General features: G+C 55.0%; 17 protein-coding genes, 1 tRNA gene and 1 pseudogene. 13 read left to right on the top strand and 6 right to left on the bottom strand.

Translation table 11 applies throughout. The features are described 5' to 3' along the window. Nucleotides 1–16 precede the first annotated feature (16 nt). Both ATG98_RS00970 and ATG98_RS00965 read right to left on the bottom strand, forming a co-directional pair. Nucleotides 17–826, bottom strand: coding sequence for a PhzF family phenazine biosynthesis protein (locus ATG98_RS00970; protein ID WP_098421933.1), 810 nt, complete (start codon nt 824–826; stop codon nt 17–19). Then, on the bottom strand, nt 823–1,101 hold the full coding sequence (locus tag ATG98_RS00965) for a hypothetical protein (protein WP_098419093.1): 279 nt from the start codon (nt 1,099–1,101) through the stop codon (nt 823–825). The genes ATG98_RS00970 and ATG98_RS00965 overlap by 4 nt, the downstream gene beginning before the upstream one ends. Before the next feature lie 227 nt (nt 1,102–1,328). Between ATG98_RS00965 and ATG98_RS22100 the strand changes: the two genes are divergently transcribed. Both ATG98_RS22100 and ATG98_RS00960 read left to right on the top strand, forming a co-directional pair. Continuing rightward, on the top strand, nt 1,329–1,547 hold the full coding sequence (locus ATG98_RS22100) for a GntR family transcriptional regulator (protein ID WP_228705987.1): 219 nt from the start codon (nt 1,329–1,331) through the stop codon (nt 1,545–1,547). Beyond that, entirely contained in the window at nt 1,544–2,164 is a 621-nt protein-coding gene (locus tag ATG98_RS00960) for an aminotransferase class I/II-fold pyridoxal phosphate-dependent enzyme (protein WP_228705986.1), read from the top strand. Before ATG98_RS22100 ends, ATG98_RS00960 begins: the two co-directional genes overlap by 4 nt. 15 nt (nt 2,165–2,179) lie before the next feature. Here the strand turns inward: ATG98_RS00960 and ATG98_RS00955 are convergent, their stop codons facing one another. Then, the gene (locus tag ATG98_RS00955) at nt 2,180–2,833 is read right to left on the bottom strand and encodes a response regulator transcription factor (RefSeq protein ID WP_098421932.1); all 654 of its coding nucleotides are present in this window, start codon (nt 2,831–2,833) and stop codon (nt 2,180–2,182) included. Continuing rightward, nucleotides 2,830–4,359, bottom strand: a complete 1,530-nt coding sequence (locus ATG98_RS00950; RefSeq protein ID WP_098421931.1) for a sensor histidine kinase — start codon at nt 4,357–4,359, stop codon at nt 2,830–2,832. The genes ATG98_RS00955 and ATG98_RS00950 overlap by 4 nt, the downstream gene beginning before the upstream one ends. A 181-nt stretch (nt 4,360–4,540) precedes the next feature. On the opposite strand from ATG98_RS00950, the gene ATG98_RS00945 reads away from it, so the two are divergent. Both ATG98_RS00945 and ATG98_RS00940 read left to right on the top strand, forming a co-directional pair. Continuing rightward, a complete protein-coding gene (locus ATG98_RS00945) occupies nt 4,541–6,169 on the top strand; it encodes an acyl-CoA synthetase (protein ID WP_098419089.1) in 1,629 nt (542 codons plus the stop codon). A gap of 113 nt (nt 6,170–6,282) precedes the next feature. After that, nucleotides 6,283–7,710 carry a solute carrier family 23 protein gene (locus tag ATG98_RS00940; RefSeq protein WP_228705985.1) on the top strand — a complete coding sequence of 476 codons (1,428 nt, stop codon included), beginning with the start codon at nt 6,283–6,285 and terminating at the stop codon, nt 7,708–7,710. A gap of 196 nt (nt 7,711–7,906) precedes the next feature. Here the strand turns inward: ATG98_RS00940 and fdxA are convergent, their stop codons facing one another. Then, nucleotides 7,907–8,230, bottom strand: coding sequence for a ferredoxin FdxA (gene fdxA, locus ATG98_RS00935; RefSeq protein ID WP_098419088.1), 324 nt, complete (start codon nt 8,228–8,230; stop codon nt 7,907–7,909). Between the two features lie 162 nt (nt 8,231–8,392). Continuing rightward, nucleotides 8,393–11,020 carry a DNA mismatch repair protein MutS gene (mutS, locus tag ATG98_RS00930; RefSeq protein ID WP_098419087.1) on the bottom strand — a complete coding sequence of 876 codons (2,628 nt, stop codon included), beginning with the start codon at nt 11,018–11,020 and terminating at the stop codon, nt 8,393–8,395. A 91-nt stretch (nt 11,021–11,111) separates the two neighbouring features. Between mutS and ATG98_RS00925 the strand changes: the two genes are divergently transcribed. The 9 genes and pseudogenes from ATG98_RS00925 (at nt 11,112) to ATG98_RS00885 (ending at nt 21,543) form a co-directional block, all read left to right on the top strand. Beyond that, nucleotides 11,112–11,615: a CinA family protein gene (locus tag ATG98_RS00925; protein WP_098421930.1), complete on the top strand. Its 504-nt coding sequence runs from the start codon at nt 11,112–11,114 to the stop codon at nt 11,613–11,615. A gap of 200 nt (nt 11,616–11,815) precedes the next feature. Further along, nucleotides 11,816–12,943, top strand: a complete 1,128-nt coding sequence (gene recA / locus ATG98_RS00920; RefSeq protein ID WP_098421929.1) for a recombinase RecA — start codon at nt 11,816–11,818, stop codon at nt 12,941–12,943. Nucleotides 12,944–13,009: 66 nt separating this feature from the next. Then, nucleotides 13,010–13,540 carry a flavodoxin family protein gene (locus ATG98_RS00915; RefSeq protein WP_098419084.1) on the top strand — a complete coding sequence of 177 codons (531 nt, stop codon included), beginning with the start codon at nt 13,010–13,012 and terminating at the stop codon, nt 13,538–13,540. A 116-nt stretch (nt 13,541–13,656) separates the two neighbouring features. Continuing rightward, on the top strand, nt 13,657–16,065 hold the full coding sequence (locus tag ATG98_RS00910; protein WP_098419083.1) for a Lon protease family protein: 2,409 nt from the start codon (nt 13,657–13,659) through the stop codon (nt 16,063–16,065). Between the two features lie 36 nt (nt 16,066–16,101). Continuing rightward, nucleotides 16,102–16,728, top strand: coding sequence for a response regulator FixJ (fixJ, locus tag ATG98_RS00905; RefSeq protein WP_098419082.1), 627 nt, complete (start codon nt 16,102–16,104; stop codon nt 16,726–16,728). A 45-nt stretch (nt 16,729–16,773) separates the two neighbouring features. Continuing rightward, a complete protein-coding gene (locus ATG98_RS00900) occupies nt 16,774–18,333 on the top strand; it encodes a response regulator (RefSeq protein WP_098421928.1) in 1,560 nt (519 codons plus the stop codon). A 148-nt stretch (nt 18,334–18,481) separates the two neighbouring features. Continuing rightward, a tRNA-Asp gene (locus ATG98_RS00895) sits at nt 18,482–18,558 on the top strand. A gap of 194 nt (nt 18,559–18,752) precedes the next feature. After that, a pseudogene (locus tag ATG98_RS00890) lies at nt 18,753–20,997 on the top strand (type VI secretion system Vgr family protein). Nucleotides 20,998–21,015: 18 nt separating this feature from the next. Further along, nucleotides 21,016–21,543, top strand: coding sequence for a DUF4123 domain-containing protein (locus ATG98_RS00885; protein ID WP_098424343.1), 528 nt, complete (start codon nt 21,016–21,018; stop codon nt 21,541–21,543).

The following is a 21,543-nucleotide window of genomic DNA, read 5'->3' as shown; positions in this document are numbered from 1 at the left end:
ACAGAGTATACCAGCCCTATTGAAGGTATACGGTGCCTTCCATGTAAAACGCCGCTTGGCCGGCAATGGCTACCCGTTCTCCCTTCAATTCGCAGCGCAGCAAACCACCACGTGCAGAAAGCTGACGCGCTTCCAGAACTTTCTTGCCCAATTTCTCTGCCCAATACGGCACCAGCGCACTGTGTATAGAGCCGGTCACAGGGTCTTCGTTAATACCGGCGCACGGCACAAAGTAACGGCTAACAAAGTCCGAATCAGTTCCGGGCGCGGTGACTATCAAGCCCAAGCTCTTAAGCTGTTTAATTTTCTGCATGTCGGGTTGTGCTGCTTTTACCGCAGCTTCGTTTTCTAAGACCAGCATGTAGTTGGTGTCTTTGGCGACGTAAAAAATCGTAGTCGGCGCATCCGCCAAAGCTTCAAGTATGATGCTGGGTGTAGATTGTTCGGTAACCGCAAGATTTGGGAAATCCAAAACCAGCCAACCGTCGGATTGCTTGTGTAAGCCAAGCGGACCGCTTTTGGAGCGCAGGCGAATCCGGTCTGAAGTCCAACCCAGTTTGTTGAAAATAACCCAGGCGCTTGCCAGTGTAGCGTGACCGCACAGAGGAACTTCGATTTCTGGCGTGAACCAGCGAATATGGAAGTCTGCTTCACTAGCCTCTGGCTCGGGAACAAAAAAGGCCGTTTCTGACAGGTTGTTCTCGGCGGCAAGGGCCTGAAGAACCCCGTCGGGAAGCCATGCCTTTAAGGGCATGACCGCGGCTGGGTTACCTTTGAAAATTTCGCTGGTAAACGCGTCTACCTGATAAATGGGATAGCTTTTCATGTGTTCTCCGTTGATGGTTGATTGGCGTATTGGTGTGCCTTGTGGTTGGCAAACTGCGTTAATTCCCACTCACTGTAAAAGTGCAGCTCGGGCAGGGTAGCGCGATGCGTTACCGTCCAGTGTTTTGAATCGCACTGGCAAACAGATAGACCTAGTGCTGCCAAATCCTTACGGGTTTGATCAGGATGTTTTGCGGCAAGTTTCACAGATGGCGGCCTGAAACCAAAAAGGTTATTCCGACTGGCGCTGAACGCGGGATTGTTGGTTATACCCATGATCAAACTCCTTCTTCTCGTTACGGTATTGCCATTTTCCGCCCATACCAAATTCCAAAACAGAATCAGATAATCTGGTTTTGAACCGGTACAGATTGTATTTTTAGTTTTCTGTACTGCAATTTTTCAGTGGCATCTGTGATGTTCCGTTTTGCCGCCGGTCTGTTGAAATAAAGCCAAAGTCTGCTTAAAGGCTATAATCTTTTTGGTTTAACGAGGCAAACAGGATGGGCGCTCTTTATAACGAGGTAGCAGACAGGCTTCAGGCTCAGGTTCAGGATGGGGTCTTTCGGGATGGCGATCGGCTGCCCGGCGTCAGGGCACTAAGCCGGCAGTTTGGCGTCAGCGTTTCGACGATATTGCAAGCGCACCAGACGCTTGAGGCCCGCGGTTATGTTCAGGCCCGCGAGCGCAGGAAGCAATCATTCTTGGTCTTAGGGCGGTGACCCAACCCGGAGACATCGTCGCGGTTGAGTCACCGTCGTTTCCCGGAATTCTTCAAGCGCTAGAAGTTGTTGGGCTGAGAGCGCTGGAGATCCCCACTCATACCGCGGAAGGCCTCAGTCTTGAGGGTTTGGAGTTGGCCCTGGAACAGTGGCCTGTCAAAGCTTGTGTGGTGGTGTGTAATCACAGCAATCCAATGGGCGCCAGAATGTCGGATGAGCGCAAACAACAGCTGGTTTCAATGCTTGCCGTTGCGCATTTTCTTGAACAGGGCGGTTATGATCGTTATCTGCGTTCTGCGCGACAGAACTATCGCCAAGCTACGGAACGAATGCGTACAGCGGTTGCTCGATCATTTCCCGAAGGTACAGCCATAAGCCGGCCCCAAGGCGGCTTTGTGCTTTGGGTTCAACTACCTGCTGGAGTTTCCGGCACACTGGTTTATCAGCTTGCCAGGGCAGAAAACATCAATGTTGCACCGGGCTTGATGTTCTCTATTTCAAACAAGTTTGAATCTTGCCTGCGAATAAACTGTGGCAACCCATGGAGTGACCGAATCGACCAGGCTGTTGTAAGGCTTGGCGCGCTTGCCCACGAAGTACAGGCGCGGTCGATTTAGCGATCATATTGCCAGTTAGCGTTTGTTGCGCAAATCCAGCGCATCCACCAAACCCGCAGAAAGGGCGATGCCGGTGACGTCTGGCAGCCTGTCTGCCCCCAGCCGTTTCATCACCCGCGCCCGATAAAGGTCGATGGTTTTTACGCCTACCCCCAACTGTTCAGCGATTTCACGGCTGGTGTAGCCTTTTGCTAACGGTAAGAACACATCGCGCTCGCGACGGGTGAGGGTGTCCAGCAATGCTGTGGTCTCGCTGCTGCCCTGCTGTTGATGGCGGGTTTGCTGGCGCTCCTGCAGTGCCTGCTGCACGCTGTCTAGCAGTAGTTGTTCGTTGAACGGCTTTTCAATAAAATCAAAGGCGCCAGATTTGAACGCGCGCACCACAATCGGCACATCGGCGTGGCCAGATACAAAGATAATGGGCAGCGCCAACCCACGCTTTTGCAGTTCTTCCTGCACGTTCAGGCCGCCTAGTCCGGGCATGCGAACATCAAGCACAACGCAGCCGTTGCTTTGTGGGGTCATAGAATCCAGAAATTTGCGACCGTCGCTGTAGGCTTCCACGGCCAGGCCCACGGATTCCAGAAGCCATTGGGTAGACTCCAGCATGCCGGCGTCGTCGTCGACTATATAAACGAAGGTGGTCTGGGCTGTGGGCTGGTCAGTCATTGGCAATTGGGTGTCTCCCGTGGACTTATAATAGATTTTTGACAGGCCGGTGGTGGAAACCGACAAACCAGCGTCAAACCGCCGGTTGGCGCCGGGTAAGCATCCAGAAAACCGCCGAAACCTTCAACAATAGAACGGCTCATGGACAACCCTAGCCCCAGGCCATCAGGCTTGCTGGTGTAAAACGGCTGAAACATCTGGCGGATGCCATCGGCGTTCAGGCCCGGCCCTTGATCGGCCACTTCGACCAGGGTTTCGCCCAGGTCGTTCACTCTAATGGTCATGATGATGGTCGATGCAGAGCTGTTATCAACGCGGGCCTCTACATTGGCTTCGATGGCGTTACGCACCAGATTGATGAGTACCTGCTCTATCAGCACCGGGTCGGCGGTCAGCGTAGGGCTGGTTTCTGGCAGTCGGCAAACCACCGATACCCGGTGCTTGTCTGCCTCCCACTGGCATAGAAGGGCAACGTTGCTGGCCACCCGGTTCAGGGCCAGCAGCTCTGAACGTTTGCGGCCTTTGCGCAAAAAAGCCCGCAGCCGGCGAATCACTTCCGAGGCGCGATTGGCGTGGTGAATCACCTTTGTCAGGCCGTCGCCTACCCGGGTCAGGTTGGCCGGCTGGGTGTCTGCGGTTTTCAGAAAGCGCTGGCTGGCGCTGGCAAAATTCACAATAGAGGCCAGCGGCTGATTCATTTCGTGGGCGATACTGCTGGCCAGTTCACCCAGCGTGGCCAGCCGTGCGGCGTGGGCCAGTTCGTCCGCCAGGCGGCGGTTGTTTTTTTCCGACGCCACCCGCGCGCTGATGTCCCGCGATACGCTGATCACTTCCACCACCGCGCCTGTGTAGGTTTCGCGAATGGCACGGCTGGCAATTTCAAACCAGCGTGGGGTGCCGTCGCGGTGCACAATTTGCGCGGTCACAATGGCGTAGCCGTCTTCGCTCAGCCGGTTGCGGGCTTCTATCAGGTGCTTTTGTGGCTGGCCACTGGGAAACAGGTCTTCCAGCAGGCGCCCGCGCAGGTCTTCCGGCCAGTAGCCCAGCAGCCGCCAAGACGCCGGCGTAGCGTCAATAAAACGGCCATCCGGCGCGTGGCGGGAAATCAGGTCGGTGGTGTTCTCGGTAATCAGCCGGTACAAGCGGTTGGAGCGCACCGCCTGCTCTTGCAGTTCCAGCTCCCGGGTTGCATCCCGACCCTTCAACAATACCTGATTTTGAGCAACGTCAGGAACCAGCGCCCAAAGGTAAATTTGGCCCTTGTAACGCGCCTCTGCGTTGTCCACAGGGCGTTGTTGATTCAGGCAGGCTCGCACCAGTTCTTCCACGTTCACGGGCAAAAAACGTCGCGGGTCGGCCATCGCGCCGGAATGGTCAGCCCCATTGGGCGAATCGTCAACCGCTTCGACCAGGTTTTTCATGGCCGGATTCATACTCAGCGTGCGGCTTTTGTGGTCAACAATCAGCAGTGGTTGCGGATCGGTTGCGGCAAAGCCCATTGATAAGTCAAAGCAATTTGCGTTCATGGCAAGGAAATCTTCGATATTCGGTCAATTTTATAGTATTTTTACTATAATACGTTGGTGCAATTTATAGTAAGACTTCTATTTAATACTATTTGTTCAGCTGTAAATTATAACTAATTTGGTGATTCGTCAGAATATACCAAGCAAAACAGCGTTATGCCTACCTATAGGACCACACAGAATGACCTCGATCTACGATCAGGGCCTTGCGCCCGTTGAAGCCAATTACGCCGTTCAGACGCCTATCGATTTTATTACTCGCACCGCCAGTGTTTATCCCGATTATCCGGCGATTATTCACGGTGCCATTCGCCGCACCTGGGCCGAGACCCATGAGCGCAGTTTGCGCCTGGCGTCGGCGCTGGTCGGCCGCGGGATTAAAAAAGGCGATACCGTCGCCGTCATGCTGCCCAATATTCCAGCCATGGTCGAGTGTCATTTTGGCGTGCCCATGACCGGCGCCGTCATGAACGCCCTGAACGTTCGGCTGGATGCCGAAGTGATTGCCTTCATGATTGAGCACGCAGAAGCCAAAGTGATCCTGGTTGATCGCGAATTTGGCGAAGTGATTCTGGACGCCGTTAGCCGCCTGGATAAAAAGCCACTGATCATTGATGTAGACGATCCCGAATACGGCGAAGGCGTTAAAGTCAGTGATCTGGATTACGAAGCCTTTTTGCAAGAAGGCGACCCCGAGTACCAGTGGGATATGCCGACTGATGAATGGGACGCCATTTCCCTGAACTACACCTCTGGCACCACCGGCAACCCCAAAGGTGTGGTGTATCACCACCGCGGGGCTTACCTGAATTCACTGGGCAACACCGCGGTATGGTCTATGGCCATGCATCCGGTGTACCTGTGGACCCTGCCGATGTTCCACTGCAACGGCTGGTGTTTTCCCTGGACCATCACCGCTATGGCCGGCACCCACGTGTGCCTGCGCCGGGTTGATCCGGAAAAAATTCTGCAGCTAATCCGTGAGCACCGCGTCACCCACATGTGCGGCGCCCCTATTGTGCTGAACGCCTTGTTGAACGTGCCACCTGCATCCAAGGCAGGTATTGATCACGTTGTGAAGGCCATGGTTGCCGGTGCTCCGCCTCCCGCCCAAGTAATTGGCGCGGTTGAAGAGATGGGCATCGCGTTGACCCACACCTACGGCTTGACGGAAGTATACGGCCCGGTGACCGTCTGTGCCTGGAAAGATCGTTGGAACGATCTTCCGCTGGAAGAGCGTGCCGCCATCAAATCCCGCCAGGGCGTTCGTTACCACACCCTGGGCGGCACCATGATTGCAGACCCGGGCACCATGAAGCCGACGCCAAAAGACGGCAAAACCATTGGTGAAATCTTTCTGCGCGGTAACACCGTGATGAAGGGTTACCTGAAGAACCCGAAAGCCACCGAAGAAGCGTTCCGCGGCGGTTGGTTCCACACCGGCGATCTGGCGGTTTGGCACGAAGACGGTTACATGGAAATCAAGGATCGCCTGAAAGACATCATTATTTCCGGCGGCGAGAACATTTCCACCATTGAAATTGAAGACGTTCTTTACCGACACCCGGCGGTTCAGGAAGCAGCCGTTGTTGCCCGCCCGGATGAAAAGTGGGGCGAAACACCCTGCGCTTTCGTCACTCTGAAGCCTGAAGCCGGCAACGTGACCGAAGTAGAAATGATCGACTTCTGCCGCAAGCACATGGCTCGCTTCAAGGTTCCAAAAACCGTTGTGTTTTCGGACTTGCCAAAAACCTCGACCGGTAAAATCCAGAAATTTTTGCTGCGCGATCAGGCTAAGGAAATCAAGTAGCTGGAAAGCGCCTTGCAGGGACACATCCAAGAGCTCACACAAGAGCTCTCTTAAGAACTTACACAAAAACAACACTAACACCCGGTTCGCCGGGTATTCGGAGAAAACTCAAGATGCAAATGTTCCATCGCAAGAACGGCGAAGAACAACCGTACTGGCCGGCGGGCCCCTTCAAGATTCGCCTGCCGTTTGTGCATTACCGCTGGGAATTTGCGGAAATGGCGCAGGCGCTGATTATGTTCGTGGTTACTCTGGCCATGATTCCACTGCTTGAAACTTACTTGGGCGTGCCCTACGACGTGGCCCTGGCCTACGTGGTTATCTGCGGTATCGGTTTTATGCTGCCGGCGCTTTTGGGCGTACCCCTGGTTCCGGGCTGGATCACACCGGGTATTCCGGTAGTGCTGCTGTTTCTGAGCGATTACGAGCCCGGCCCGGAAGCCATTCAGGCAATGTTTGCTCTGCAGTTTTTGGTCTTCATTATCTTCCTGATTCTGGGCGTTACCCGCTTGGGCAGCAAGCTGGTGGAATTTATTCCGCGCTCCATGAAAGGCGGTATTATTATCGGTGCCGGTATTGCTGCGCTGATGGGCGAAATTGAAGCCGGTGGCCGTCTGGCAGCCACACCTATTTCGCTGATTGTTGGCGGTCTGGTGTGTCTGTACCTGATGTTCTCGGTGTCCTTTAAGGGTTTTGTTGAAACCAACTCTTTTGCTCGCAAAATTGCCAACTATGGCATGGTGCCGGGCATGATTGTGGCGATTCTGGTGGGCTTTGCCACCGGTGAATACGCGGTGCCAGAAGTAAAGTGGGGCATCACTGCACCCGCCTTTGGTGAGCTGTGGAACTACCTGCCGTTCAGCGTTGGTTTCCCAGAGCCCAGCGTATTCCTATACGCCATCCCAACGGCCGTCATTGCCTACATCATTGCCTTTGGCGACATTATTGTGGGCCAATCGCTGATGAACCGTGTTGACCATCTGCGTCGCGATGAAGACATCGACAACAGCATCGACCGGGTGCACCTGGTAACCGCTATCCGTAACGGTGGCCACGCTTTCTTCGCACCTTACCCCGGTTTGGCCGGCCCGATCTGGACCGCTGTGACCGCGACCATGGCCGAGCGCTACAAGTATGGCCGCAACGCGATGGATTCCATCTACAGCGGCGGCGGCACCTTCTGGATTACCGGCTTTATCGCGATATTCATACTGCCACTGGTGAGCTTCTTCCAGCCGGTGCTGCCCATCGCGCTCTCGCTGACCTTGCTGCTGACCGGTTACATCTGTTTGATGGTGGGCCTGGAACAGCTGGAGAACAACACCGAACGCGGTATTGCCGGCACCATGGGTGTTGTACTTGCGGTGTACGGCGCGGGCTGGGGCCTGGCCACCGGTGCGGTGCTCTACTTCCTGATTGAGCGCACAAAACTGTTGGGCTTCACTCCGGATCCGGATTCCCCGGGGGCCGATGACGTAATCATCAAGCCGGAAACGACAAGTCAAAGCATGAAAGACCAAAGTATCAAAAACCAAAGCTAAAGAACCCTGCTGACCGGGGTCACAAGGCCCCGGCGGCAAAACGATGTGTGTCCTTGGGAGGCCCTGGTGCCTCCCTTTTTTGTGTCTGGAAAAACGCGATTGTCAGGCATAAAAAAGCCGGCGGTTAGCCGGCTGTTTTCTATCGCACTGATGGTTTCTATCTTGCGCGTATCTGCTTTCGGATGAGGTAGAAGTGTTACTTCTCCAGATACTGAAGCTTGTCGGGCACGCCGTCCCACTCTGCAGCGTCAGGCAACGCCTCTTTTTTCTCTGTGATATTAGGCCATTTTCCGGCCAGATCTGCGTTCAGTTCGATAAACACTTTCTGGTCGGCAGGCAGCTCGTCTTCCGAGAAAATAGCCTCAACCGGGCATTCGGGCTCGCACAGGGCGCAGTCGATGCACTCGTCAGGATCAATAACCAAAAAATTCGGACCTTCGTAGAAGCAATCTACAGGGCAGACTTCCACACAGTCGGTGTGTTTACACTTGATGCAGTTATCAGTAACGATAAACGCCATGTTCATATTCCTGGTTGGCTGGTCTGTCTCACAGGAGCTTGAAACGCGGGCTCCGTAGATTATAGTTTTATGCGCGATATTGTAGGGAGCCACTACTCCGGTCGCAAGCATCCGTCTTCTATAACGTTATACCCAGGTCAATTTATACGCACTTTTTTGCCATTACTTTTCAAGTTGCTGTTTCAGCTGATACAGCTGCTCCAACGCTTGGCGAGGGGTCATGTCATCCAGGTCGAGTGCGCCCACTGCCAGCTCCAGCGCGCTGGGTTCCAGTTTGGCGAACATATCCCCCTGAAATGCAGTTGAATCCGCAATAGCCGTCGCCCGCCGCGTCACTTTTTGCGGTAACCCGGTGGTTGAGCGTTTTGCATCGGGCGTTGCATTGGCGCCTTCCAGATTCGCCAGTTGGGCTTTGGCATTGCGGATAACCTCCACCGGCACGCCGGCCAGTTTGGCCACCTGCAAGCCGTAGCTCTGGCTGGCGGGGCCTTCGTGCACGTTGTGCAGAAACACAATGCTGTCATCGTGCTCGGTGGCGGTCAGGTGCACGTTAACGGCATGTTCCAGTTCATCTGCGAGCTGGGTTAGTTCAAAATAATGGGTGGCAAACAGCGTGTAACACAGAATGTTCCGCGCCAAATGCTCGGCCGTGGCCCAGGCCAATGACAAGCCATCAAAGGTGCTGGTACCACGGCCCACTTCATCCATCAGCACCAGGCTATGTTCGGTGGCGTTGTGCAGAATGTTGGCGGTTTCGGTCATCTCCACCATAAAGGTGGAGCGCCCGCCGGCTATGTCGTCAGACGATCCCATGCGGGTGAATATGCGGTCGACCGGCCCAAGCACCGCGCTGTTAGCCGGCACAAAGCTGCCGGTATAAGCCAGCAAAGCAATCAGCGCCACCTGGCGCATATAAGTGGATTTACCGCCCATGTTGGGGCCGGTAATCATCAGCATGCGGCGTTTGGCGTCTATCAGCAAATTGTTAGGCACGAACGGATCGTCTAATAGCTGCTCGACCACCGGGTGCCGGCCTTCTTCAATCTGCAGGCCGGGTTCATCGCTGAACTGCGGGGCACACAGGCGCAGGCTGGTGGCGCGCTCGGCGAAGTTGCTTAGCACGTCCAGCTCGGCCAGCGCCTGAGCGGCATCTTGCAGCGGTGCAAGTTCTGCCGCAACCGTCTCCAAAACCTCATCCCACAGGGCTTTTTCCCGGGCCAGGGCACGACTTTTGGCGCTTAGGGCCTTGTCTTCAAACTCTTTTAGTTCCGGGGTAATAAAACGCTCGGCGTTTTTCAGGGTTTGCCGGCGAATGTAATCCGCGGGTGCCTGGGCTGACTGCAAACGACTGATTTCAATGTAATAGCCGTGTACCCGGTTGTAGCCCACTTTTAAAGTGCTGATGCCGGTACGCTGTTTTTCCCGGGTTTCCACGTCCAACAGATATTGGCCGGCGTTTTCGCTGATGTTGCGCATGTCGTCCAGTTCGGCGTCAAACCCGTCTGCAATCACTCCGCCTTCGCGTATCACCACCGGCGGGTTATCAATGATGGCCCGGCCCAACAAATCCGCTAACTGCGGATATTCGCCGATATTGGTGGCCAGCTCGCCGACGTGGGTGGAATCAACCGCAGCCATGGATTTTTGCAAATCGGGCAACACGGCGAACGCATCCCGCAGCCGTGCCAGGTCACGGGGCCGCGCCGAACGCAGCGCCACGCGCGCCAGAATGCGTTCTATATCGCCGATGGTTTTTAGCTGGTCGTGAATCGGCTCATAGTCAAAATTTTTCAATAGCGCACTGACCGCCTGCTGGCGCTGGCGTACCACCGCCACATCGCGTAGCGGACGGTTCAACCAGCGCCGCAGCTGGCGCCCGCCCATGGCAGTGGCGGTGCGGTCCATCACCCAGGCCAGGGTGTACTGGGTGCCGCCCATCAGGTTGGTGTCAATTTCCAGGTTGCGGCGGCTGGCCGCGTCCAGAATGACCGCGTCTTCGCGTCGCTCGCGGCTGAGTTTGCGAATGTGGGGCAGGGCGGTGCGCTGGGTTTCCCGCGCGTATTGCAGCAGGCAGCCGGCGGCGCACACGGCCAAGTGCATATCTTCACAGCCAAAACCGGTCAGGTCGCGCACCTGCAATTGCTGAGTAATTACCCGTCGCGCGGTATCAGGTTCGAACAGCCAGGGCCCCTGGCGACGAATGCCGGTAAAACCTTCCAGCAAATCGGTAAAAGGAAAGTCTTCGCTGATCAATATTTCCGCCGGGCGCAGCCGTTGCAGCTCGCCTTGCAAGGCTTCGGTGCTATTAAGCTCTGAAACCGCGAAGCGGCCGCTGGAAATATCCAAAGAAGAAAAACCGAAGTGCTGCTTATGGTGATAAATCGCCACCAGCAGGTTGTCACGGCGGTCTTCCAGGTAGGCGTCGTCGCTAAGCGTGCCGGGAGTAACAATGCGCACCACCTGGCGATCAACCGGGCCTTTGCTGGTGGCCGGATCACCAATCTGCTCGCAAATCGCAATGGATTGACCTGCGCGCACCAGGCGGGCAATGTAACCCTCAGACGCGTGGTACGGAATGCCCGCCATGGGAATTGGATTGCCCCCTGATTGGCCACGGGCGGTCAGGGTAATATCCATCAGCTCCGAGGCTTTTTTGGCGTCGTCATAAAACAGCTCGTAAAAATCCCCCATGCGGTAGAACACCAGCTCGTTGGGATGCTGGCCCTTTATTTTCAGGTATTGCTGCATCATTGGGGTAATTTTAGGGCTTTCGGTGTGCGCTGCTGACATGGGACATCCGCGATGGCTGTTTTGGGGAACTGGCGGTGGATTGTAGAAAATTACACCGCAGGATGAAACGTGGATTATAAATGAGGTCACCATGCCTGATATCACTGATGAATACATCCGCCAGCAGGCGGCAGAACTGGGTAGCGTATTAACCCGCGCCAGCGCCATGCTGGTGACTGCAGAAAGCTGCACCGGCGGCTGGGTGGCTAAGGCCATGACCGACCAGGCTGGCTCCTCGGCCTACGTCACGGGTGGGCTGGTTACCTACAGCAACCATGCTAAACACGCTTTGCTGGGTGTTAATGAACAGACCCTGGCGGAATACGGCGCGGTGAGCGAGCCGGTGGTACGGCAGATGGTCTCCGGAGCGCTGCGAGTGTCGGGTGCAAGCGTCGCCGTTTCAATCAGTGGCGTTGCCGGGCCGGGCGGTGGCAGCGAGGCCAAGCCGGTAGGTACGGTGTGGTTCGCCTGGGGCAACGCCGAAAATATCAGCACCGGTTTGAAGCATTTTGACGGCGATCGCGACCAGGTGCGGCGCCAGGCTGTGATCTTTGCGATTGAAAGTGTGCGCCGGTTCTTGTTGAGTGATATCTAACCCACAATGGCTAAAAAAATCCCCCACACAAGGGTTGGTCTGCTTTGTCTAATGTGGTTTAATGCTGGTTAAATATACAGTTATTTTCCGGGGCAGCCAGTTCCCAAGTTTAGATTAGCGCATCATATTACCGGCGCACCCTATCAGCCCACTATTCAGCATATTATTCTAACGTACCATTTTGAAGAAGGTTCGTACCTATGGAAGACAACCGCAAGAAAGCTTTATCCGCCGCTCTAACCCAGATTGAACGCCAGTTTGGTAAAGGCGCCATCATGAAGATGGGCGACCACCCCCGTGAGGCAATCCCGTCCGTTTCTACCGGCTCTCTTGGTCTGGACGTTGCTCTTGGCATTGGTGGCCTACCTTACGGCCGGGTTTGTGAAATCTACGGCCCTGAAAGCTCTGGTAAAACTACGCTGACGTTGCAGGTTATTGCGGAAGCCCAGAAGCAGGGCAAAACGTGTGCTTTTGTTGATGCTGAGCACGCCCTTGATCCTCAATATGCTGAAAAGCTGGGCGTAAACGTTGATGAGCTGCTTGTTTCCCAGCCCGACACCGGTGAGCAGGCGTTAGAAATCTGCGACATGCTGGTGCGCTCCAACGCGGTGGATGTCATCGTCGTGGACTCCGTTGCCGCATTGACGCCAAAAGCTGAAATTGAAGGCGAAATGGGTGACTCTCATGTTGGTCTTCAGGCCCGCCTGATGTCACAGGCTCTGCGCAAACTGAATGGCAACGTCAAGAATGCCAACGTCCTGCTGATTTTCATCAACCAGATCCGCATGAAAATAGGCGTGATGTTTGGCAGCCCCGAAACCACTACCGGCGGCAACGCGTTGAAATTCTATGCCTCTGTGCGTCTGGATATCCGCCGCATTGGCGCAGTGAAAGACGGCGACGAAGTCACCGGTAACGAAACCCGGGTGAAAGTGGTTAAAAACAAAGTGGCACCGCCGTTCCGCCAGGCCGAATTCCAAATTTTGTACGGCAAGGGCATTTACCGCATGGCCGAAGTGGTGGACATGGGTGTAAAGGAAGGCTTTGTAGATAAGGCTGGCGCCTGGTACGCCTACAACGGTGACAAAATTGGCCAAGGCAAAGCCAACGCCTGCAAATTCCTGGAAGAAAACCTGGAAATGGCGAAAGAAATTGAAGCTAAGGTGCGCGACAAACTGATGCCCAAGCCGGAGAAAAAAGACGCGGCAAAAGATGCAGGGAAAGACGCGGAAAAAGGTGCAGGGAAAAATGCAGGGAAAAATGCAGGAAAGGATGCAGGAAAGGATGCAGCAGTGGCGCCTGCAGAATCCAGCGACGAACTACTGTAAGACCGTTAGTTTGTCAGCGCGCTGTTGATTGCAGCGCGCTGACAAGCACTAAAAGTGAGGCCGGCTATGCCAGACTCTAAAAAGTCAGACTCTAAAGGTTCAGACTCTGAACAGTCAGAAGTCGGAAAACCCAGCGCCAAAAAACTATTGATTGTTGCCCACGCTCCATCGCCAAATACCCTCAAATTACGCAACGCAGTTGCTGCTGGCGCTAGCCATAGCGATATTGAAAATGTTGAGGTAAAGGTTCTTGCTCCACTGGATGCCGGCCCCGACGATGTTCTGGCTTGCAACGCGATTATTCTCGGCACCACCGAAAATCTCGGTTACATGAGCGGCGCATTGAAAGATTTTTTCGATCGCTGTTATTATCCGTGCCTGGAAAAAACCCAGGGCCTGCCTTTTACCTTTTATATTCGTGCCGGCCATGACGGCACTGGCACCCGCCGTGCGATTGACAGCATCACCACCGGCCTGCGCTGGAAACTGGTGCAAGAGCCTCTGCTGTGCCGTGGCAATTACGCCGATGAGTTTGAACAGCAGTGCGAAGAGTTGGGCTTGTACGTTGCGGCCAGTCTCGATAACGGTCTGATCTAAACGGCTTGCAACAGCCCCTCGCCTCTAAAAAATGTACAATGGTCCGATTATTCAATTGGACTTGCCGCCGTGTGCAGTAAGTCATCTTTGTATTCCGACTGTTACAGGATTAAACCTTGAAGTCATTGCCTCCGCATCAGCTCTACAAAGCCTGTGTTCTGAAAGATTTGCCATTTAAAAGCACCCGTCAGTTAGAACCCCTGGCTGAAATTGTGGGTCAGAACCGCGCCCAGGAAGCGGTGCGCTTTGCGCTGGCCATGCCCCACGGTGGTTACAACGTGTATGCGGTCGGTATTAATGGCCTGGGTAAGCGCACCATGATGCTGCGGTACCTGGAGCACCATAAAGATACCGATCAGCAGTCCCACGATTGGTGCTACGTGGCCGACTTTGAAGAGCCGCGGGTGCCAAAGCTGCTAAAGCTGCCGGCCGGGCAGGGCACACAGCTGAAGCGCGATATGGAAAAGCTGATGAGCCGGTTGGTAAAGGTGATCCCGCAAACCTTCGATAGTGATGGCTTTTTGGAACGTGCTGAAAAGCTGAAAAGCGATTACACCGCACTTCAGGATGGCGAGCTGGAAAAAGTCGCGAAGCAGGCCAAACGTCAAAAGGTCAGCTTGACCATAAGCACCCCGGGCGGTTATCGGCTGGTGGCTATGAGTGGTGATGAAGCTCATACCGCAGAGTCTTTTAAGGCCCTGACGGACGCTCAACGCGAAAAGTTCGAAGAGATTGTCAATAATCTGGAAAAACGTCTGCGCCGCGCCCTGCGCAAACTAGCCGACTGGGAACAGGAATACGCGGATAAACAACAATCGCTGAACCAGGAAACTCTGGAGGGCGTTACCGGTCACCAGATTGACGAGTTGAAAGAACGTTACAAAGACCTGCCAGAGGTGGCCGGATTTATTGAAGCAGTGCGTAAAGATCTGTCCGAGAATCTGGAGATTTTTCTAGATGACGATGACGAGCAGGCCACCATTGCCTACGCGTCACTGGACAAGAAAATGCCGCGGCGCTATCTGGTGAACCTGCTGGTACATCAGAAAACCAAAGAGATCCCGGTGGAAGTGGAAGACAATCCCACGTATCACAATCTGTTCGGTTACGTTGAAAACGTTACTTATAAAGGTACGGTGTTTACTGACTTTTCGTTGATTCGCCCAGGCAGCCTGCACCGCGCCAATGGCGGCTATCTGTTGATGGACGCCACAAAAGTGCTGGAGCAGCCGTTCGCCTGGGACGCCCTAAAGCGTGCGTTGCAGTCCCACTGTATTCAGATTAACTCCCTGGAGCGCGAGCTGACCCTGTCGGGCACCATCTCCATTGAGCCCGAACCGGTACCACTGGACGTGAAAATCGTACTGTTTGGTGACCGTGAAACCTGGATGCTGCTGCAGGAATACGATCCCGAGTTTTCAGAACTGTTCCGCGTGACCGCAGATTTCGAAAACGAGATGTATCGCAACGACGACAGCCAGTTGGCCTACGCCAAGTTTATTGCCAGCCTGGTGGTCGAGAAAAAACTGCTGCACTGCACCCATAAAGCTGTGGCGCGAGTGATTGAGCAAAGTGCCCGCATGGCTGAACATCAGAACCGCCTGTCGTTGCACGCCGCCGACATCGCAAATTTGCTGCGCGAGTCAGACTACTGGGCGCGCCAAGCCGCGGCCAAACAGATTCAGGATGTGCACGTAGAGCGTGCTCTGGTGAGCGCCCGTTACCGCAACAGCCGAATTCGCGACCATTTTTACGATTCCATCCGCGATGGCACCACCTTGGTGACCACAGGCGGCACCTGCGTTGGCCAGGTTAACGCGCTTTCAGTGCTTTCTACCGGTGGTTTCGAATTTGGTTTGTCGAACCGCATCACCGCCAGCAGCTATTATGGTGATGGCGACGTGATTGATATTGAACGGGACGTAAAATTGGGCGGCAGCATTCACTCGAAAGGCGTGATGATTCTGACGTCCTGGCTGGCGTCGCGGTTTGCCGTAGACGACCCAATGCACCTGTCGGCCAGCCTTACATTCGAGCAAAATTATGGCGAAGTAGACGGCGACAGTGCCTCTTTAGCAGAGCTGTGCGCCCTGGTGTCGTCTATCGCGCAGCTGCCGGTCAGGCAGGATCTGGCCATTACTGGCTCTATTAACCAGTTTGGCGAAGTGCAGCCGATTGGCGGGGTGAACGAAAAAATAGAAGGCTTTTTCACCACCTGTCAGCTTAAGGGTGGCCTCAGCGGCAACCAGGGCGTCATTATGCCGGCTAGCAACGTACAAAACCTGATGCTAGACAGCGAAGTGGTTGCCGCTGTGAAAGCCGGCGACTTCCATGTATACGCTGTCAGCCACGTGGAAGAAGCCGTAGCCATGCTGATGGGTACGCCAGCGGGCACGCCCGATAGCAAAGGCAGGTACCCTAAAGGCACCGTTTTTGGCATTATTCAGCAGCGGTTAGAAAAAATGCGTGAACACGAGCGTCAGGAACATAGTCGGGATGACAACAAAGATCCGTCCATTCACTGACCAGCACTATAAAAACGGACAGGAGATTACAGCGCCATGACGGACATCCAGCAAACGGTATACGTGGTTGAAGACGACGAAGCGGTGCGCGACTCACTGGAGTTGCTGCTGCAGTCAGACGACAAACCGGTAAAAACCTACGACAGCGCTACCGCGTTTCTGAAAAGCTATTCTGACGCCATGGCGGGCTGCATCGTGCTGGATATCCGCATGCCGGGTATGGATGGCATGGAGCTGCAGAAAAAGCTTAACGACAAACACTCGATTCTGCCGATTATCTTTGTCACCGGCCACGGCGACGTTCCCATGGCGGTAGACGCCATGAAAGAAGGCGCCATAGACTTCATCCAGAAGCCCTACCGCGAAGAAGCTCTGCTGGAAAAGATCGAAGCTGCCCTGGTGCAAGACCGCCAGCAGCGCAAAACCCTGGGTGAGAAGCAGGAAATTGTGCGCCGTGTAAAAAGCCTGACTCCCCGCGAACACGAAATTATGGACCGTATGATTGCCGGTCAGGCCAACAAGGTGATTGCCATAGAGCTGGAAATTAGCCAGCGCACCGTAGAGATTCACCGTTCCCGGGTGATGCACAAGATGGGCACCCATTCACTGGCACATCTGGTCCGTATGGTGTTGTCAGTAAAGAACCTTATCGACCCACGATGATCCGAGCGGCATCATACGGTTACTTTGGTAACCGGCTTCTTGCATATGACTGATTCCGTCATCGACAACCGTGAGGTAACGGTTCTGCTAGTGGATGACAATCCCCAGAACCTGAAAGTGCTTTATGAGACTCTGAAAGACAAAGGCTATCGGCTGCTGATCGCCAACGGAGGCGAAAAAGCGCTGGAACTGGCCAGCTGTCATCAGCCAGAAGTGATTCTGCTGGACATCATGATGCCGGAAATGGACGGCTATGAAGTCTGCCGGCGTTTGAAAGCTGACCCGGCCACCGCCGATTGCGCGGTGGTTTTCTTGTCAGCGCTTGACGACCTGAGCGCTAAGGTAAGAGGGTTTTCGCTGGGTGGCGCCGACTACATTTCCAAGCCGTTTCAGTCACAGGAAGTGATCGCGAGGGTAAAAACCCACGCCCGAGTTATTCGCCTTGAGCGCGAACTTCAGGCGCGCAACCGTGAATTACAAAGTGATCAGTCCCGTATTCTTAACGCCATCAGCGAGGGCATTTACGGCCTCGACGAAAACGGCACCATTGAATTTGCCAACCCTGCTGCCGGCCAGATTATGAATGCGCCGGTTGAAGAGCTGGTTGGCCAATGTTTTTTTGACCTGCACTTTGCCCCCGCAGCTGATGACAAGGAACCCCTGCCGGTTCAGGCCACCTGTCGTCATGGTATTGCAGAAGCACAGCGCGATATTCAGATGTTGCGCGTAGACCGGTCGGCGTTTCGGGCAAAATATCGTTCATCGCCCAAACAGGATGCCGACGAGTTGCACGGCGCCGTTGTGGTGTTTCGCGATATTACCGAAGAACTGGCCAATGAACAGGCGCTGGAAGAAGCTCGCGCCACGGTGCAAGAGCAGCGCGACCAGCTGGCCCATACCTCGCGCATGACCACCATGGGCGAAATGGCCGCAGGTTTTGCCCACGAAGTGAACCAGCCGCTGACCGCTATTACCAATTACGCCCGCGTGGCCAAACGCCTGGTGGGCAAAGCAGAGCCGGATTTAGTTTTGCTGCAGCAAACCATGGACAAAGTAGAAGCCCAGTCGCATCGGGCCAGTGAAATCATCCGCCGTATCCGCCGGTTTATGAAAAAGCCCGCCACCGGCAAAGAAATTGTCGCTATCGCCGCTTTGCTTGAAGATACCCGCCAGTTCGCGGAAGTCGACATGCGCAATAACGAAGGCGGAATAGAGCTGACTCTGGCCCCAAACCTGCCCGACGTGCTGGCAGATCCGATTCAGGTCCAGCAGGTAGCCCTTAACTTGATCCGCAACGGCCTGGAGGCTACCCGCAGTGTTGATTCGGCGGTACCGGTGGAGGTGAGCGCAACACTCACCGCACAGGGCTTCGTGCGCATCGAGGTGCGCGATCACGGCATTGGTCTGCAAGACGACGCCGAGGAAAAGCTGTTCCTGCCCTTCTACACCACCAAAAGCGACGGCATGGGCATCGGCCTGACCACCTGCCAATCGTTGATCCACGCCCAGGGCGGTGAAATTGGTTTTGAACGCCCTGTAGACGGCGGCACCCGTTTTTACTTCACGCTGCCCGTGGCGGTCGTTGCCCAGCCTGAGTCTGATTGAGCGGGCTCTGTGGCAGCCATGCCAGAAATCTGAATGCCGTAAAATAAAAAATATTCATAAAAACCGTTGACATAAAGTGGGGTATCTATACAATTCGCCCTCGTTGTCACCGAGCAATCTGAAAAGATCGCACACGCGGTTTCAGCTTGGAGCGGTAGTTCAGTTGGTTAGAATACCGGCCTGTCACGCCGGGGGTCGCGGGTTCGAGTCCCGTCCGCTCCGCCAAATTTAAAAACCCCAGATTGGAAACAATCTGGGGTTTTTTCGTTCCCAGGGGACGGATTTCAAATCCGTCCCCTCATCTCCGGGGACAGACTTGAAGTCTGTCCCCTACCGCATGATTTGCGACACGCTCGACAGCGCCGCGCACCCAAAATAGACTAACATCACCCAAACACATACCTTCAAGGATTGAAGATATGCCCAAAGCAAATGGACTGCAGTTCACCGCACAAGTCGGTGACTTTCCGTCAGACGTATTCTCCGTAGTCGGTTTCGAGCTAACAGAAAGCCTCTCACAGCTGTTCTGCGGTCGTCTGCAATTGGCCAGCACCGATTCTGATATCGATGCCAGCAATGTTCTGGAACAATCGGTTGACCTGGTGATTTGGCAGCACAGCGAGCCACTGCGGCGCTTTACCGGTGTGGTCAGCGAGTTTGTCATTTGTGACAGCGGCCATCACCGCACCCGCTATGAAATCGTGCTGCAGTCGCCCCTTTGGCGCCTTGAGCTGATGTACAACAGTCGTATTTTTCAGGGCCAGACCACAGAGTTTATCGTCAGCACGCTTCTGCAAGAACGCGGAATATCCGCTGTAGCGTTTCAACTGAAGTGCCGTGGCGACGTTCGGGAATACTGCGTTCAGCACCGGGAGAGCGATCTGGCCTTTATCCAACGCCTGGCGGCGGAAGAAGGTTGGCATTACCGCTACTGTCACGGCAGCATCGACGCCAGCCAGCAGCCAAGGGTTATTTTTGCAGACCATCACGGTAACGCCCCAAGATTGGACGCCGCGGAATACAACGCCAAAGCGGGCGGCAGTAGCCGGCAACCCGCCGTCTTTCGCTTGCGCTCTGAAGAGCGGGTAAAGGCCTCGGCCGTGGTGATGAAGGACTACACCTTCAAAAACCCAGCTTACGCCATGATGCACGAACACCATGCGGCCCTCGAAAACCAACGCCAGGATTACCAACACTTCGACTACCCCGGCCGATTCAAAGCCGACGCAAGCGGCCAGCGCTTTACCCGGGTACGTCTGGATGCACTGCGAAATGACGCCAGCACCCACTGGCGCCAGCAACCGGCCAGATTTCACCTGCGGTGCGAAAGTTAAGTTCAACAGTCACAATCACGAGAGCATGAACCGCGACTGGCTGCTAACCAGCGTCACCCATACCGGCAAACAGCCTCAGGCATTGGAACAGGAAGCCGGCGCCGAACCCACCACCTATCATAACGCGTTCAGCGCCATGCCAGCCAATAAAACCTGGCGCCCCGATTTACCCCAAGGGGACGGATTTCAAATCCGTCCCCACCTTGGACCCGAGATGTACTCCGCCAAGGGGACAGATTTGAAATCTGTCCCCGATGTTGCTGTCCCTGATCTATCTCAAGGGGACGGATTTCAAATCCGTCCCCGACCTGTCTCCGATCTGCCCGATGGGGACGGATTTCAAATCCGTCCCCAATCTCGCTCCCGCCCCCGACCGGTGATAAACGGGCCACAAGTGGCCATAGTCACAGGCCCAGAGGGCGAAGAAATCCACTGCGACCAACACGGCCGGGTAAAAGTCCGCTTCCCCTGGGACCGGCGGCCGCTATCCGGCAACGCCGAAAGCAGCGCGAATAACCAACACAGCAGCGCCTGGCTCCGGGTCAGTCAAGGTTGGGCTGGTGGTCAATACGGCTTTATGGCCCTGCCCAGAATCGGAAACGAAGTCATCGTCTCCTTCCTGGATGGCGACCCGGATCAGCCCATCATCACCGGCTGCACTTACAACGCCACCAGCATGCCGCCTTACGCCCTGCCGCAACACAAAACCTGCACCTTCCTGAAAACTCGCACCCACAAGGGCGAGGGCAGCAACGAATTACGCTTTGAAGACGAAGCCGATAAACAGCAGGTTTATATTCACGCTCAGAAAAATCTGGACCTGCTCACCGAAAACAACCGCACCGAAGTCATCAACTCTGACAGCCACCTGACCATAGAGAAAACCCGGATAAGCCACGTCAAAGCCAACAAACACGAAACCATAGGCGGAGAAAAGCGCGAGCGCACAGGCAAAGACCACAGCTTTAGCGTAACCGGCACACTGCACCTCAAAGCCGGCGGCAGCTTTGTGAAGATCGACCCCAGTGGCGTGTCTATGGGCGGTGCTGCGATCAAAATGAACGCCGGTGGCGCGGCGGGTGGGGGGAGTGGACAAAAGGTTCAGTTGCCGGAGATGCCGGGGTTGGTGGAGAAGAACGGTGGGGCGGTGGCACCTGTGCAGTTGGCGGATGTTGGCCAGCGGCCGAATGCCAAACCAAAACCAATAGTTGCCCATCGATTGAAGCAGGCAAGAATGAACAGGTCTGCGGTGGTGGAGCAGTGTCAGGAACGGCCAGACGGCTCTTGCCCCTTGAGCAATTGCCCGTGTGGTCGAGCGCAGCAGCTATAAATGGAGAGGTCGTACACCATGATTAGCTCAACCGATGCGCGCTATCTGGTTCTGGAATCCCGGCAGAAAAAGACGTTGCTTCAGGCGCTCTACAATATTTCCGATAATCCTCGATGGGTTTATCTGTTTGCGGACAGCGAGTGGCAAACCTACCTGGATGAAAGCCCGGTTCTGTTGGAAACGGCACAGAACAGCGAAGAATATCGCTGGGCATTGATGGGCCTTGAAGAAGAAAGATTGAGCGGGTTATTTTTAGAGTCTACACAGGGCCTGGATGCTGTAGCCAGTTGGTTAAGAGCCCGGCTGACCGTGTGTTTCGACGGCAACCGGAAAGGGCTTTTGCGGCTCTACGACCCAAAAATCTGGCACCGCTTGGCGGTAAAATCAAAGCCGAAGGCCAATATAATTGAGCGTGCTTTGTACTGGCACGGCAAGCCCGGTCAGCAGCGCTGGGTAATAGATGAAAACCCGGAGCCGATTGCCATGTCACCGATGCCGACACTGAACGAGCAACAGTGGCTGGCACTGAATGACGCCAGCGCCTGA

The sequence above is a fragment of the Marinobacter sp. LV10R520-4 genome (assembly GCF_002563815.1).
GTDB lineage: Bacteria > Pseudomonadota > Gammaproteobacteria > Pseudomonadales > Oleiphilaceae > Marinobacter.
Note: the sequence above shows the minus strand (reverse complement) of the source record. Positions and strands in the feature narration are given on the sequence as shown.

Excerpts from the sequence above, each read along its gene's own strand:
- ATG98_RS00970 (WP_098421933.1), bottom strand. The coding sequence starts at position 826 with ATGAAAAGCTATCCCATTTATCAGGTAGACGCGTTTACCAGCGAAATT.
- ATG98_RS00965 (WP_098419093.1), bottom strand. The coding sequence starts at position 1,101 with ATGGGTATAACCAACAATCCCGCGTTCAGCGCCAGTCGGAATAACCTT.
- ATG98_RS22100 (WP_228705987.1), top strand. The coding sequence starts at position 1,329 with ATGGGCGCTCTTTATAACGAGGTAGCAGACAGGCTTCAGGCTCAGGTT.
- ATG98_RS00955 (WP_098421932.1), bottom strand. The coding sequence starts at position 2,833 with ATGACTGACCAGCCCACAGCCCAGACCACCTTCGTTTATATAGTCGAC.
- ATG98_RS00950 (WP_098421931.1), bottom strand. The coding sequence starts at position 4,359 with ATGAACGCAAATTGCTTTGACTTATCAATGGGCTTTGCCGCAACCGAT.
- ATG98_RS00945 (WP_098419089.1), top strand. The coding sequence starts at position 4,541 with ATGACCTCGATCTACGATCAGGGCCTTGCGCCCGTTGAAGCCAATTAC.
- ATG98_RS00940 (WP_228705985.1), top strand. The coding sequence starts at position 6,283 with ATGCAAATGTTCCATCGCAAGAACGGCGAAGAACAACCGTACTGGCCG.
- fdxA (WP_098419088.1), bottom strand. The coding sequence starts at position 8,230 with ATGGCGTTTATCGTTACTGATAACTGCATCAAGTGTAAACACACCGAC.
- mutS (WP_098419087.1), bottom strand. The coding sequence starts at position 11,020 with ATGTCAGCAGCGCACACCGAAAGCCCTAAAATTACCCCAATGATGCAG.
- ATG98_RS00925 (WP_098421930.1), top strand. The coding sequence starts at position 11,112 with ATGCCTGATATCACTGATGAATACATCCGCCAGCAGGCGGCAGAACTG.
- recA (WP_098421929.1), top strand. The coding sequence starts at position 11,816 with ATGGAAGACAACCGCAAGAAAGCTTTATCCGCCGCTCTAACCCAGATT.
- ATG98_RS00915 (WP_098419084.1), top strand. The coding sequence starts at position 13,010 with ATGCCAGACTCTAAAAAGTCAGACTCTAAAGGTTCAGACTCTGAACAG.
- fixJ (WP_098419082.1), top strand. The coding sequence starts at position 16,102 with ATGACGGACATCCAGCAAACGGTATACGTGGTTGAAGACGACGAAGCG.
- ATG98_RS00900 (WP_098421928.1), top strand. The coding sequence starts at position 16,774 with ATGACTGATTCCGTCATCGACAACCGTGAGGTAACGGTTCTGCTAGTG.
- ATG98_RS00885 (WP_098424343.1), top strand. The coding sequence starts at position 21,016 with ATGATTAGCTCAACCGATGCGCGCTATCTGGTTCTGGAATCCCGGCAG.